We start from the raw sequence: 13,733 nt of genomic DNA on the forward strand, positions 1-13,733 counted from the left end.
CCCGCATTCCAGCAGTAGAAAGTAGTACCCATTGGCCCACCTGCTTGGCGGCGAAAACCTCACCGTTTCGTTCGCGACCCGCACTGTCCTTGACGGCGTCACCCTCGGTTTGGAGGATGGCGACCGCATCGGCATGGTGGGCCGCAACGGCGACGGCAAATCGACCCTCATGCGCCTCCTGGCCCTGCGGTCCACACCGGATTCGGGCCGCGTCACCAAACGCGGGGACGTCAACGTCGGCTACCTGGACCAGGGTGACGTGCTCGACGGCGACCTGACGGTGGGCGCTGCGATTGTCGGCGACCGCGCGGATCACGAATGGGCGGCCAACGCCAAGATCCGCGAAGTCATGGGTGGCTTGGTGGGCGACGTCGACTGGCACGCCAATGTCCACGCGCTCTCCGGTGGCCAGAAGCGCCGCGTCGCGCTGGCCAAGCTCCTCATCGAAGACCACGACGTCATCATGCTGGACGAACCCACCAACCACCTCGACGTCGAAGGCGTCGCCTGGCTGGCCCGTCACCTCAAGACACGCTGGCGGGCGAATCAAGGCGCCTTCCTGGTGGTCACCCACGACCGCTGGTTCCTCGACGAAGTCTGCAATTACACCTGGGAAGTCCACGACGCCATGGTGGACATGTTCGACGGCGGATACGCCGCCTACGTTCTGGCACGCGCCGAGCGTGACCGCATGGCCTCCGTCGTCGAAGGTAAACGCCAGCAGCTCGTCAAGAAGGAACTCGCATGGCTGAGGCGCGGCGCCCCCGCCCGGACCGCCAAGCCGAAGTTCCGCATCGAAGCCGCAAACGACCTCATAGCCGACGTGCCCGATCCCCGCGACTCGGTGGCCCTCAGCAAGATGGCCACTGCACGTCTCGGCAAGGATGTGCTGGACCTCGAAAACGTCACCTTGGACTTTTTGGGCGGCGAGACCGGGCAGAAGCTCTTTGACAACATCACGCTGCGGCTCGCACCGGGCGAACGCCTTGGCCTGGTGGGTGTCAACGGTGCCGGAAAGTCCACGTTGCTGAAACTGCTTAACGGCGAAATCCAGCCGACTTCCGGCAAAGTGAAGCGCGGTAAAACCGTGGTCACCGCAGTGCTGACCCAGGACGTCAAGGAGCTCGACGACGTCTCAGATTTGCGCGTCATCGAAGTCATCGAACGGGAGAAGCGGTCCTTCAGCGTGGGCGGCAAGGAATTCACCGCCGGCCAGCTTGTTGAGCAGCTCGGGTTCACCAAGGAAAAGCAATGGACCCCCGTCAGCGACCTCTCCGGTGGAGAACGTCGACGCCTCCAACTCCTGCGCCTGTTGGTGGGGGAGCCCAACGTGCTCATGCTTGACGAGCCCACCAACGACCTCGATACCGACACGCTTGCCGCCGTCGAAGACGTCCTGGACGGCTGGCCCGGGACGCTGGTTGTGGTCAGCCACGACCGCTACCTCCTGGAACGCGTCACCGATAACCAGATGGCATTGCTCGGCGACGGGAAACTCCGCGGCCTGCCCGGCGGCGTAGATCAGTACCTTGAGCTGCGTGAAGCCGCGCTTGCTTCCGGCGCCGTGGGTGGCGGCTCCGGCGCGCCTACTTCTGCCAGCGGGTCTTCTACGTCCGCTGCCGTCGCGACCGGGGCGAGCGAAGCCGAAAAGCGCGAAGCCCGGAAGGACCTCAACAGGATCGACCGCCAACTCGGCAAGATCTCCCAGCAGGAAGAGAAGCTGCACACCCAGATGGCAGCCAAGTCCGAATCCGGCGACTTCGACGCACTGGGCGAACTCAACGCCAAGCTGCAGGAGTTGCTCGAGGAAAAAGAGGGCCTCGAGCTCGAGTGGCTGGAGGCCGCCGAAATCCTCGGCGAGTAAGGGGCGGCCAGCGGTGTTGCTGTCGCGTCTGGTGACGGCTGCGAGGCGCGCTTCCTCCGCGTTCTAATCTGCCGGAGTGTGTTCCCACGCGAAACCCCCGAAGCCACGGCCATCTCTCACCTTTCGTCGGTTGACGGGTGACGCTCTCTCACCTTTCGTCGGTTTTTGGGTGAAGCTCTCTCACCTTTCGTCGGTTTTTGGGTGAAGCTCTCTCACCTTTCGTCGGTTTTTGGGCGTCCCTCTCTCATTTGCCGTCGCTCGATGACACTGATTCGTAGCCGATGAGCCAGCGCAGGCCGTGGCGGTCCACTACTTGGCCGTCAGATGCGCCCCAAGGCTTCGGTGCCAGTGGGTCCAGGATCTGGCCGCCGACGGCGAGTTTGTCGAACCAGTCGTGCAGGATTTCAGGTTCGGCTGCTCCCAGCAATGAGAGCATGGCACCCTCGATTTTGACTGACTTTTCACCGTTTGCAGCGTCGGATCCGCTCAACGAGACCGCTCCGTTGAGGACACCGTGCGCGATCGCTTCCGGAGGTCCGTCCGTGCGGCTGAAGTCCTCAAAGGTGTATGTCGAAAGCTCGCCGCCGAAGATCTCCGCGTAGAAGCCAAGGGCTTCACGCGCTGTGCCGGGAAAGGTGATGTAGAGCTGTGGTGCAGTCATGAGCACATCCTACGGAGGTGAACCCGCTGACTTTCCAGTGACACGTAGCCAACCCGCTTTCGCAGCCGAGGGCAGAAGTACACCGGGACCCGAGCCCCGGCGAGAGGGGGATGCCCAATTTGGGGTGGAAGGTGAGAGGGGGATGCCCAATTGGGGGTGGAAGGTGAGAGGGGGATGCCCAATTGGGGGTGGAAGGTGAGAGGGGGATGCCCAAAAACCCGCAGAAGGTGAGAGAGCGTTCCAACGCGGATGCGGCCCCAGGGGAGTGGGTTAGCCCTCGGAACGCAGTCCGGGCTCTTTCTGCAACCCGGTGAGGCCGTTCCATGCCAGGTTCACCAGGTGGGCGGCGACGGCGCGTTTGTCCGGTGTGCGGCTGTCGAGCCACCACTGGCCGGTCATTGCCACCATGCCGACCAGCATTTGTGCGTACATTGCACCGTCTGCTGCGCTGAATCCCCGGCGGGCGAATTCGTCGGAGAGCAGGTGCTCAACCCGGGCAGTGACGTGGGAGAGCAACGTGGAGAAGGCACCTTCAGGCTGTGAGGGCGGGGCGTCCCGCATCAGGATACGGAAGCCGTCGGTGCGGTCTTCGATGTAGCCAAGGAGGGCCAGTGCAGCGCGTTCCACCAGCACCCGGGGCTTGGCTTCAGTGCTGAGGGCTTGGGTGATGGAGTCCAGCAGGATCCGGAATTCGGTCTCCACGACCTGGCGGTACAGGCCTTCCTTGGAGCCGAAGTGTTCGTAGATGACGGGCTTGGAAACTCCGGCGCTGGCAGCGATTTCTTCAATGGTGGTGCCGTCGAGGCCACGCGCGGCGAAGAGGGCACGGCCGATGCCGATGAGCTGGGATTTGCGCTGTGGTCCGCTCATCCGAACACGCACTGCGGGGACCTTGGCACCATGCTCCAGGGGTTCGGCGGTGTCCGCGGGACGGGGAAGTTCAGTGCGCTTGCTCACGTGACCATCATGCCTTACCGGCCTGTCGCCCCCGGTTGTAACAGGGTCATGGAGGGGTCCTGGAGTGCGCCAGTGAATGGGCGGCGGGGGGTCAAGTCGCGAAGCAAGCAATGGTCATGGCAAACTAGATTCTTGTGTGTGCATCCCGGTGACCCGGGAAACCTTCAGACCCTGCTGTCTGGGGGCCTGAATCACGCACGGTCCGCTCTGGTGTAATGGCAGCACCCCGGCCTTTGGAGCCGTGGAGTATAGGTTCGAATCCTATGGGCGGAACGGTCGGAAAATGCGCTCCTCTCTGTACCTGAAACGGCTCGAACGGTGCCTGGGTCCATTGGGATGGCAGCATTCCGAAGCCGGGTTACCCGGGACATACCGAGCAAGGAGAGCCAGTACGTGAGCCCCGAATCCACCGGTCCCGCAGCGGTCATCGTTTTGGCCGCCGGCGCAGGAACGCGCATGAAGTCCCGGACCCCCAAGATTCTCCACGAAATTGGCGGACGCTCCATGGTGGGCCACGCTCTCCTGGCGGCTCGTTCCATCAATCCGCTGAAGCTGGCACTTGTTGTCCGCCACGAGCGTGACCGCGTGGCTGAGCACGTCACCGCCTTGGACCCGGAAGCCCTCATTGTTGACCAGGACGATGTTCCCGGCACTGGCCGCGCGGTTGAGGTTGCACTCAAGGCCCTCGACGCCGAGGCTGAACTTACCGGCACCGTGGTTGTCACTTACGGCGACGTCCCCCTGCTGACCGGCGAACTGCTCGCCGAACTGGTGACCACCCACGAGGCTGAGGGAAACGCCGTGACGGTCCTCACCGCAGTCCTGGATGACGCCGCAGGGTACGGCCGGATCCTGCGTGCCGAAGACGGCACGGTCATGGGCATCCGCGAGCACAAGGATGCCAGCGACGCTGAGCGCAGCATCCGCGAGGTCAACTCCGGCATCTACGCATTCGACGCCGCTGTGCTGCGGACCGCTCTCGCGAAGGTCACCACCGACAACGCCCAGGGCGAGATGTACCTCACTGACGTTCTCGGATTGGCGCGTGACGCTGGTGGCCGTGTTGCCGCCGTCGTGACTGAAGACCGCTGGCAGGTTGAAGGCGCCAACGACCGCATCCAGCTTTCCACACTTGGCGCCGAGCACAACCGCCGCATCGTCGAATCCTGGATGCGTGCCGGCGTGACCGTGGTGGATCCCACCACCACGTGGATCGACTCCACCGTCATCCTTGACGAAGACGTCCGTCTGCTGCCGAACACTCAACTGCACGGTTCCACCACTGTGGCGCGGGACGCCGTCGTGGGCCCCGACACAACGCTGACCGACGTCAACGTAGGCGAGGGCGCGAAGGTGACCCGCACGCACGGCTCCGGTTCCACGATTGGTGCCAGAGCGAGCGTCGGACCGTTCACGTACCTCCGCCCGGGCACTGTGCTGGGGGAGACCGGCAAGATCGGCGCGTTCTACGAGACCAAGAACGTGACCATTGGCCGCGGTTCCAAGCTGTCCCACCTTGGCTACGCCGGCGACGCCGAAATCGGCGAGGATACCAACATTGGCTGCGGCAACATCACCGCCAACTACGACGGCGAGAAGAAGCACCGTACGGTAATCGGCTCGGGCGTTCGCACGGGTTCCAACACGGTCTTCGTGGCTCCCGTGACCGTAGGCGACGGCGCCTACAGCGGCGCCGGGGCCGTCATCCGCAAGGACGTTCCCGCAGGTGCCCTCGCCCTCAGCCTGGCCGCACAGCGGAACGCCGACGGTTGGGTAGTAGCCAACCGCCCGGGCACGGCCTCCGCGAAGCTGGCTGAAGCCGCCCAGGAATTGGCGTCCGCCTCCACATCCTCACAATCCCCGGCAACCATAGAAGAGGGCAAATAGGCATGAGCGAAATTACCGCACACGGAGAGAAGAAGTTGATTCTCGCCGCCGGAAGGGCACATCCGGAGCTGGCGCAGGAAATCGCGAAGGAGCTGGAAACCGAGCTCCTGCCCATCGACGCCTACGACTTCGCCAATGGGGAAATCTACGTCCGGTCGGCTGAGAGCGTGCGAGGCACCGATGCCTTTGTCATCCAGGCCCACCCCGCTCCGTTGAACAACTGGCTGATGGAGCAGTTGATCATGATCGACTCCCTCAAGCGTGCCTCGGCCAAGAGGATCACCGTTGTTTCGCCGTTCTACCCGTATTCACGCCAGGACAAGAAGGGCCGCGGCCGCGAGCCCATCTCCGCCCGCCTGGTTGCCGACCTGTACAAGACTGCCGGCGCTGACCGCATCATGTCCGTGGACCTGCACACCTCGCAGATCCAGGGCTTCTTCGATGGCCCGGTTGACCACTTGATGGCTATCCCGTTGCTGGCTGACTACATCCGCACCAAGGTGGAGGCCGACAACATCACGGTTGTTTCCCCCGACACCGGACGTGTCCGCGTGGCCGAACAGTGGGCTGAGCGCCTGGGCGGTGCCCCGCTGGCATTCGTGCACAAGAGCCGCGACCTCACGGTTCCCAACCAGGCTGTCTCCAAGACAGTGGTGGGCCAGGTTGAAGGGCGCACTTGTGTGCTGATCGACGACATGATCGACACCGGTGGAACCATCTCCGGCGCCGTCCAGGTCCTGAAGAACGCCGGCGCGAAGGACGTCATCATCGCCTGCACGCACGCGGTGTTCTCCGACCCCGCAGCGCAGCGTCTTGCCGACTCCGGTGCACGTGAAGTCGTGGTCACCAACACGCTGCCCATCCCGGCTGAAAAGCGCTTCCCGTCGTTGACGGTGTTGTCGATCGCACCATTGATTGCGCGCGCCATCCGTGAAGTGTTCGACGACGGTTCGGTCACCAGCCTGTTCGACGGAAAAGCTTAAGACCGTCTGAATCAGAACGGGTCATCCGCAGCCTCCTGGCATGCGGGTGGCCCGTTTTGTTTCCCGTTTTCATTGTGGGCGCCATCCGCTGCTAAACTCTTGGGGATACCTTGGCGAGGGAGAGCACATCCGGTTCGCATTTTGTGAACCAGGGTTGCGGGTCTCCGTTATCGACTGGGTCTGCATCTCCTTCAACACAGGCGGAATGGCTGCTCAGCGGCCAGTCACAGCCGGGCGTAGAAGGTCTCCAGACCTCCGCCCTTGCTGATAGACCAGCCCGGACTTTCCCGGGCGCCACAGTAATCAAGGAGTACACATGTCTGAGCAGAAGCTCACCGCAGAACTGCGCACCGAATTCGGCAAGGGTTTTGCCCGCCGTGCACGCATGGCCGGCCAGATCCCGGCTGTCATCTACGGCCACGGCGCAGAGCCGATCCACATCAACCTGCCGGGCCGCGCCACCACGCTGGCAGTCCGCGTTTCCAACGCCCTCCTCGCGATCGACGTCGACGGCGAGCAGCACCTGACGCTCGTCAAGGACATCCAGCGCGATCCCGTAAAGCAGATCATCGAGCACGTTGACCTCCAGACCGTCAAGGCCGGCGAGAAGGTTACCGTCGACATCGCCATCCACGTTTCCGGTGAAGTTGCTCCGGGTGCTGTTGCCAGCCTCGAAGCCACCACGGTTTCCCTCGAAGCCGAGGCAACCCACGTTCCCACCGCCGTCGAGGTCAGCATCGAAGGCCTCAAGGCCGGCGAGAGCATCCACGCTTCCGACCTCGTCCTGCCGAAGGGTTCCACCCTGCTCACCGAAGGCGACACCCTGGTGGTCCGCATCGCTGAAACAGCCACCGAAGCTGAAGAAGAAGCACCGGCCGCCGAGTAGTCTTCTGACTGCTTGAGGCTTCTGCCTTTGAGTGGCCGGGCACCCCTGGGGTTCCCGGCCACTTCTTTTTGCCGTCTGCCCCGGAGGACCTCGACCCCCTTTGGCTGTTCCCACCAACAAATTTCCTAGGATGAGACCATGACTGACACCTGGCTGATCGTCGGCCTCGGCAACCCCGGCAGTGAGTACAGCAACAACCGGCACAACGTAGGCCAGATGGTGCTGGACGAGCTGGCTTCCAGAATGGGTGGGAAATTCAAGGTCCACAAGGCGCGCGCCCAAGTGGTGGAGGGTCGGCTGGGCATCGGTGGCCCCAGGGTTGTGCTGGCCAAGCCCATGACGTACATGAACGTCTCCGGCGGACCTGTGGCAGGACTGTGCAACTTTTTCGATATTGCGCCGGACCATGTCATAGCGGTCCACGACGAGATCGACATCCCTTTTAACACAGTTAAGCTAAAAATTGGCGGGGGTGAAGGCGGGCATAACGGCCTGCGGGATATCTCCAAAGCACTTGCCACCAAGGACTACCTCCGCGTTCGCGTGGGGGTAGGGCGCCCTCCTGGGCGAATGGAAACCGCCGATTATGTGCTGCGCGATTTCGGCACGGCTGAAAAGAAAGAACTTCCGTTCCTGCTGGACGAGGCGGCCGACGCTGTGGAACTGCTCATGGACCAAGGCCTGCTGGCGGCTCAGCAGAAACACCACCCTGCAAAAACTTGAGCAAATCTTGAGGAAAGCCTGATGAAAGCCTGACAGTCCGGAGGACCCTAAGGCCTACAAAGTGTCGGCGCCCGAAGGTAGTGTGCATGGTACGCAGGAAAGCGGTGGGGGACTGTCGCGGATGTTGTAGCTAAGGATGCGGATGTCGGCGGAGTTGCTAAACAAGGGCGGGGGAGGCGCAGCGAGGGCTGCGGCTCCCGATCTTGTGGGCGGAGCAACAGACAGGCAGACGTGGTCGTTGCTGGCCCGGAGCCATGATTTGTCCAAGGCGGGCAAATATCTTGAGTCACCGGATTCCTGCGGAGTGGTCCTCACCGGCCAAAGGGGAATCGGCAAATCGGGCCTGGCGCGCGCTGTCGTCTCATCCCTTGGCCCCAAGGTCCACAGCCTTCAATTGCGTAACACCGTAGCCAACGGCCAGACCCCTTACGGATGCCTGGGATTCCTCCTGGCACGCCTGCCGTCCGAAGCCGTTGCTTCTCCCACGGGCATCCTGCACGCGGTGACCAACCTGATCAGGAAAGAAGCGGCAGGCCGGGACACTGTGTTCATCGTGGACAACGCCGGCGGCATGGATCCCATGAGCACGGGCGTGCTGTTGAACCTCATGGCAACAGGGACCGCCAAAGTAGTTGCCACCGTCCAGCGCGCCAGCGACCTCCCCGCCGATTTCCACCGTCTGGTCCTTGAAGGGGAGCTGGGCGAGGTCCACCTCAACACCCTCAGCGAGGAACAGACCAAGCAAGTGCTCGGATCCGTCCTGGGCCACTATGTTTCTTCAACGCTGGTCGGTTCACTGCACTCGGCAGTTGGCGGGAACCCCATGCTCCTGCACGCCCTTCTTGAAGAGCAGCGGCACACGGGAAACCTGGTCCTGAACGACTCCGTGTGGACGCTCCGGGACCGGATCAAACTTGACGGCGCAACGGTGGTGGAGGACTTCGTCCGTTCCAGGCTGGCGCGCGAAACGCAGGCAAGCCGAACCGTCGTCGAAATCCTTGCTTGTGCACAGCGCGCAACCCTGATGGATCTGGCAACTATCTTTGGCACCGAGGTTTTGGTGGAGATGGAGGAATCCGGGCTGCTCACTGTTGAACGATCCGGTGACCATTGGGTTTCGCTCCGCGACCCGTACGTTGGCGAGGTAGTCCGGGGTTGGCTGAGCACTCGACGCCGGCGTGAACTGCGGCTGATGCTTCACGGCCCGAAGGAGCCTGAGCTGAAGGGCCTGGCCCCGCAGGACCTGCTGAGCTATGCGGCATGGATGCATGCGTGCGAGGACGAGCCCACGCCGTCGCCGGCACATGCACTCGCGGCCGGATGGGCTGCCTTGGACGACTACGATCCCAATTTTGCCATCCAATGCACTTTGTCCCTGGACCCGAAGGACAGCGAGTGGGTGCCCGGACAGCGCCTTAAGGCGGCGGCATACCTCATGCTGGACCTTCCTTTGCACGCGGCGCAGGCGCTGGATGAGGTGTCCGAGGCCCACATCTCCGCCCTCGACCCGGTGGAGTTCGCGGAAATCACGGCAGCGAAATGCCAGGCCATGACGTGGATCGATGGACGCTCGGGCATGGTGCCGGGAGTCATTTCCGAGGCGGTTGAGACGCTCGCAGAAATGGCCTCGGACCATCCGGGAGAAAAGCTGGCCAAGGCACGCAACCGGCTCCACCTGTGCAGCTACGAATACAACACCTACATGGGCGAGTACGCCGCCATCATCGACGCCTTGGAAGAGGAACTGGCCAAAGATCCGGCAGAGGACCGCGAGCACTGGCTCAGGTCCTCCTTCTTCCTGGTGGAGGCCCGCTGCATTCTTGGCCGGGAACTGGAGGCGCAGGAGCTTGCAAGGACCGTCTCACGGCATCTAGGTGACACAGATCGGCCTGCCCAGTTGGAGGAAGCCTTCGCCCGGCACACGTTCCTGGTCCTGCTGTTGTCAGGGCAGTGGCGGCAGTGCATCGAGCTTATGCGCCGCACGCCCTCCAGGTCATCACGCCTGCAGTACCGCGGAGCGCTCACTGAACTGGGCATCGGTCTCGCGTACGCCTATGCAGGCAAGCCCGGCAGCGCCATCGAACCGCTGAGGTCCGCCGTGGCCCAACTTGAGCTCCGCCCTGCCATGAACATGAACAAGGTGGCGTACGCCGCCACCGCTTTTGCCTACGCCCAACTGGGCAATTCCGTTGAAGCCGGCCGGTACCTGGATCTGTACAGAACGTGCAGGGGAGTGGGGACGTACTTCTCGGAATCCGTGGCTGAGTTCTGTTCGGAGATGGCGGGGCGCTGGATGGGTGATCCCGAAGTGAAGCAGCGGCTCATGGTCCGGGTCCGCAACGACATCGAGCAGCAGCGGCTCACCACGGCCGGCATCTGCCTGTTCGGCGCCACAGTGGAGGGCACGGACGAGGAATACCGGCTGCTTGAGGAGATCGCGGGACAGCGCCAGGGGCCACTCGCACAAATCTCCGGCAACCTCGCACGCGGCGCACGCACCAGGAGTTCCAAGTCATTACTGGACGCTGCTGATGCCGCAGCTGCCCTGGACTTGCTGGTGGTTGAAGCCAGGTGCGTGGCCATGGCACTTGACTTCGCCCGGGACGCCGGCGAAACGACAGCGGCCCGGACGGCGCAGTTGAGGCTGGAAAGACTGGAGCATTCGGTGTCGGCGTTGCCCATCCAGCCGCGCAGCGACGCGCCGGTACTGACCGAGAGGGAACGCCAGATTGCTAAACTCGCCGGAAAGGGTGTCAGCAACCGTGAAATCGCGATGGATATTGGGGTGTCTGTGCGAACTGTCGAAGGCCATCTGTACCAGGTGTTCACCAAACTCGGTGTTTCGTCTCGAGGCGAGCTCAATGGGCTCCTGTGAGGTACCGTCCGTAACTGCGGTGCAGGTTGCCCATGCGGGCTGAGCATCTTGTTGGCCGGGACGCCGAGCTGGATCTAGCCACTGGGATATTGCGTCAGGAAGGCGCGGGGGCCGTACTCCTGGTAGCGGATCCCGGTATTGGCAAGACGGCCTTGGCCGCCGAAATCGCGGCCCGCCTGGCAGGGGAAATGGTGGTGATGCGGGTTCACGGCAGCCCGGCTTTGTCCGCTGTGCCCTATGGAGTGCTGGCTCCCTACCTGTTGGACCTGCCCATGGAACAGGCCACCTCGCCGGTGGCTATCCTCAGGGAATTCTGGTCCCAGTTCGAGAAGAGGCGTGGCGGCGAAGGCGCCCGCCTGCTGCTGATCGTGGACGATGCCCACGACCTCGATGAAGGCAGCACCCAGATCCTGGCCGAGCTGGTGACAGCCGGGTGGGCGCGCCTGGTAGCGACCAGCCGGCCGAGGCCAGGCCTGCCCGCCGCCCTCCTGCAGCTTTGGTATGACGGACTCGCGGAGCGGCTGGAGCTCCATCCCCTTGATCGTGAGAGTGTCACCGAGCTGGCGGAGAAGACCCTCGGCGGCACCGTCATGGCCAGTGCCGCCGACGTTCTTCACTCTGTTTCGGAAGGCAACCCACTGCTTCTTCGATGCCTCCTGGATGACTCAAAGGCGGACGGAAACCTGGTACGGCGGAACGGAGTCTGGTTCTTCACCCGCGCACTCTCGGGCAGCGGCGAGGGCTTGGCAGACGTAGTGAGAAACAGGGTGCTCCGGACCAGCGCGGCTGAACGGGAGGCCATGTACGTCATCGCCTTATCCGAACCGGTCCCCGCCGCAGTGCTGGACACACAGATTGGCAGGGACACCCTCAGGGCGTTGCTGGACAACCGGCTGGTGCTGTCCACCAACGGACCGGGGAGTCCCCTCAGGATGTGGCATCCCATGTACAGCGAGGCATTACGCCAGATTGTTTCACCCACCCGCAGCCTTCAGATCCGGCAGAAAATGGTGGAGAGTTTGCAAGCACAGCCTCCCACGGCGGAGGGGCTGCTCCGCTTGGTGAGCTGGGCGCTGGACTGCGGAGCCGACGTCGACGATGAACAGCTGCTGCAAGCAGCCTTCCTGGCCGCCAAACTGTTCCAGAATCCACTGGCTATGGCGGCAGCAAGCAGGGTCCGCTCAGAGGCCCTTCGGCCGCGGGCCCGCGCTGTGATGGCCATGGTCCATTACAACGACGGCGACTTCCACAGCGCCGTACGGTTGTTGGAGCAAGACCTCGGATTCCTGGACGCCGATCCATCAGGGCCCCTGGGTGCAGGGCTGCTGTGGGCCGCTGCCCGCGCGGCCAAGGGGGATTCGTCGGCAGATATTGCGGCAGACGCCCGGACGGCAGCCAGGACCCTTGTTACGGGGCGGCCTGCGTCAGATCATGTGGCAGGGCTGGTGGAACGGCATGCCCGTGCCTTGGAATTGGCGGCGCTGGCCCACGATGGCCATTATGCGGAACTCCAGGAAGGCTTGGAGCAGTTCAGGGATGGGCTCGGGGATGATGACCCGGACCTGGTGATGAACCGGGTCTTCCTGCTTGCCATGGAATGTGAGCTCCTGACGGTCCGGGGCCAAGCTGCCGAAGCAATGGAGGCAGGACGCGCGGCCCTGATGCTGCTGGACGAGCACACGGATGAGCTCCTGTACTTCAGCGACTTCGTCCTGGTCCGCTACACATTGGCGGCCCTGGAGTCCGGCGATTGGGAGGCCGCCGGTTCGGCACTGGACCGATACGCCGCCACTTCGGCCATGGGGCTCATAGTTTTTGGTGGAGACATCCAGACACTCAGGGGTATGTCGTTGCTGCGCCAAGGCCGTCTCGAGCAGGCCACGGAACTGCTGACGCCCGCAGTCGAAGCCCTGCGGGTCAAGGACCCGCAACGGTTGCGGAGCCTGGGTAACGCCCTGGCGTTCTACGCAGCGGCCAAGTCCGGCGACACCAGCCTCGCCCATCGCCTCGCCCAGGAAACTGAAGTGGCGGCAGTCGGTGGAGCCTTTGTTGAGGCCCTCGCAGAGCTCTTCATGCACGCGGGCCGGGAGCTCGTCACCAAGGGTTCAGGGCTGGATAAACTCCGGAGCCTGCCAGAATCGGGGCCCCTGTATCGATCACCCGGTGTCCTGCTGCAAAACCTGGTACTCAGGGCCGAACTCGGCGACCTGCAGGCCATGGAGTCACTCAAGGAGATGGCCTCGTCCATGTCCGGCGCCTGGGCCGCAGGTTGGCAGTCGATGGCCGCAGCCCAGCTGGGCGGCGGGGGCCAGGAGTTCGTCAGTGCCGGCAACCTGTTGGCCGCCTCCGGAATGCCTGGACCAGCCGCGGTGGCCTTCGATAAGGCAGCTTTGTCCTTCGATGCTGAAGGAAAACGCCCGGAGGCGCGGCAGGCAGCGGTGCTCCGGGATGTCAGCGAAGCCAGCCTCGGAGACACCCTGGTCCACGATCCCGGCACCGAGGCGGACCGCTCCGTGCAGTTGACCCGCCGCGAGCAAGACATTGTGGCGCTGGCAGTGTCAGGTCTGACTGACCGCCAGATCGCCGAGAAACTCATGGTCTCGGTGCGAACCGTTGAAGGCCACCTTTACCGCAGCTACGCCAAGCTGGGTATCCGCCGGCGCGAAGATCTGGGTGCTGCCGTACGTCATTGACGGATGGCGCCATAAGTACTCACAAACCCCGCAGTGCACCACTTGCTGCCGCAGCCGCGGGGAATTTAACCAATCAATGGAGTAACGCGCGGGGTTTTCGTGTCCCAACCAAGTAGTGCCCCACTTGAGGACTGAGTACAACAAGGTACCGGGCCCCAAAAAGCTCCAGCGGAATCGAGTACCAACTACTGGTGTACCCGGTTC

9 protein-coding genes and 1 tRNA gene are annotated in these 13,733 nt (G+C 63.3%); 8 read left to right on the plus strand and 2 right to left on the minus strand.

The window, feature by feature from the left end:
* The first annotated feature begins 31 nt into the window (after positions 1-31).
* A complete protein-coding gene (locus tag N7568_RS05950; protein ID WP_261608963.1) occupies positions 32-1,864 on the plus strand; it encodes an ABC-F family ATP-binding cassette domain-containing protein in 1,833 nt (610 codons plus the stop codon).
* A gap of 244 nt (positions 1,865-2,108) precedes the next feature.
* On the opposite strand, the gene N7568_RS05955 is transcribed toward N7568_RS05950, so the two are convergent.
* Together N7568_RS05955 and N7568_RS05960 are read right to left on the minus strand one after the other, a co-directional pair.
* Entirely contained in the window at positions 2,109-2,525 is a 417-nt protein-coding gene (locus N7568_RS05955) for a VOC family protein (protein WP_261608964.1), read from the minus strand.
* 270 nt (positions 2,526-2,795) lie between these two features.
* Positions 2,796-3,395, minus strand: coding sequence for a TetR/AcrR family transcriptional regulator (locus tag N7568_RS05960; RefSeq protein ID WP_261609036.1), 600 nt, complete (start codon positions 3,393-3,395; stop codon positions 2,796-2,798).
* 288 nt (positions 3,396-3,683) lie between these two features.
* On the opposite strand from N7568_RS05960, the gene N7568_RS05965 reads away from it, so the two are divergent.
* From N7568_RS05965 to N7568_RS05995, 7 genes are all read left to right on the plus strand, one after another.
* Positions 3,684-3,755, plus strand: a tRNA-Gln gene (locus N7568_RS05965).
* A gap of 120 nt (positions 3,756-3,875) precedes the next feature.
* Positions 3,876-5,369: a bifunctional UDP-N-acetylglucosamine diphosphorylase/glucosamine-1-phosphate N-acetyltransferase GlmU gene (glmU, locus tag N7568_RS05970; RefSeq protein WP_261608965.1), complete on the plus strand. Its 1,494-nt coding sequence runs from the start codon at positions 3,876-3,878 to the stop codon at positions 5,367-5,369.
* Positions 5,370-5,371: 2 nt separating this feature from the next.
* Positions 5,372-6,352, plus strand: a complete 981-nt coding sequence (locus tag N7568_RS05975; protein ID WP_011774071.1) for a ribose-phosphate diphosphokinase — start codon at positions 5,372-5,374, stop codon at positions 6,350-6,352.
* 316 nt (positions 6,353-6,668) lie between these two features.
* Complete coding sequence (locus N7568_RS05980) at positions 6,669-7,238, plus strand: 50S ribosomal protein L25/general stress protein Ctc (RefSeq protein WP_261608966.1); 570 nt, start codon at positions 6,669-6,671, stop codon at positions 7,236-7,238.
* Positions 7,239-7,376: 138 nt separating this feature from the next.
* Positions 7,377-7,961 (plus strand): aminoacyl-tRNA hydrolase, encoded by a 585-nt coding sequence (gene pth / locus N7568_RS05985; RefSeq protein ID WP_261608967.1) that lies wholly within the window; start codon positions 7,377-7,379, stop codon positions 7,959-7,961.
* Between the two features lie 142 nt (positions 7,962-8,103).
* A complete protein-coding gene (locus tag N7568_RS05990; RefSeq protein WP_261608968.1) occupies positions 8,104-10,836 on the plus strand; it encodes a helix-turn-helix transcriptional regulator in 2,733 nt (910 codons plus the stop codon).
* 32 nt (positions 10,837-10,868) lie between these two features.
* Entirely contained in the window at positions 10,869-13,529 is a 2,661-nt protein-coding gene (locus N7568_RS05995; protein WP_261608969.1) for an AAA family ATPase, read from the plus strand.
* The last annotated feature ends 204 nt before the right edge of the window (positions 13,530-13,733 follow it).

Source organism: Paenarthrobacter aurescens (genome assembly GCF_025421775.1).
GTDB classification, from domain to species: Bacteria; Actinomycetota; Actinomycetes; order Actinomycetales; family Micrococcaceae; genus Arthrobacter; species Arthrobacter aurescens_B.

Coding starts and splice junctions, on each gene's coding strand:
- N7568_RS05955 (WP_261608964.1), bottom strand. CDS start 2,525: ATGACTGCACCACAGCTCTACATCACCTTTCCCGGCACAGCGCGTGAA.
- N7568_RS05960 (WP_261609036.1), bottom strand. CDS start 3,395: ATGAGCGGACCACAGCGCAAATCCCAGCTCATCGGCATCGGCCGTGCC.
- N7568_RS05975 (WP_011774071.1), top strand. CDS start 5,372: ATGAGCGAAATTACCGCACACGGAGAGAAGAAGTTGATTCTCGCCGCC.
- N7568_RS05980 (WP_261608966.1), top strand. CDS start 6,669: ATGTCTGAGCAGAAGCTCACCGCAGAACTGCGCACCGAATTCGGCAAG.
- pth (WP_261608967.1), top strand. CDS start 7,377: ATGACTGACACCTGGCTGATCGTCGGCCTCGGCAACCCCGGCAGTGAG.
- N7568_RS05990 (WP_261608968.1), top strand. CDS start 8,104: ATGTCGGCGGAGTTGCTAAACAAGGGCGGGGGAGGCGCAGCGAGGGCT.
- N7568_RS05995 (WP_261608969.1), top strand. CDS start 10,869: ATGCGGGCTGAGCATCTTGTTGGCCGGGACGCCGAGCTGGATCTAGCC.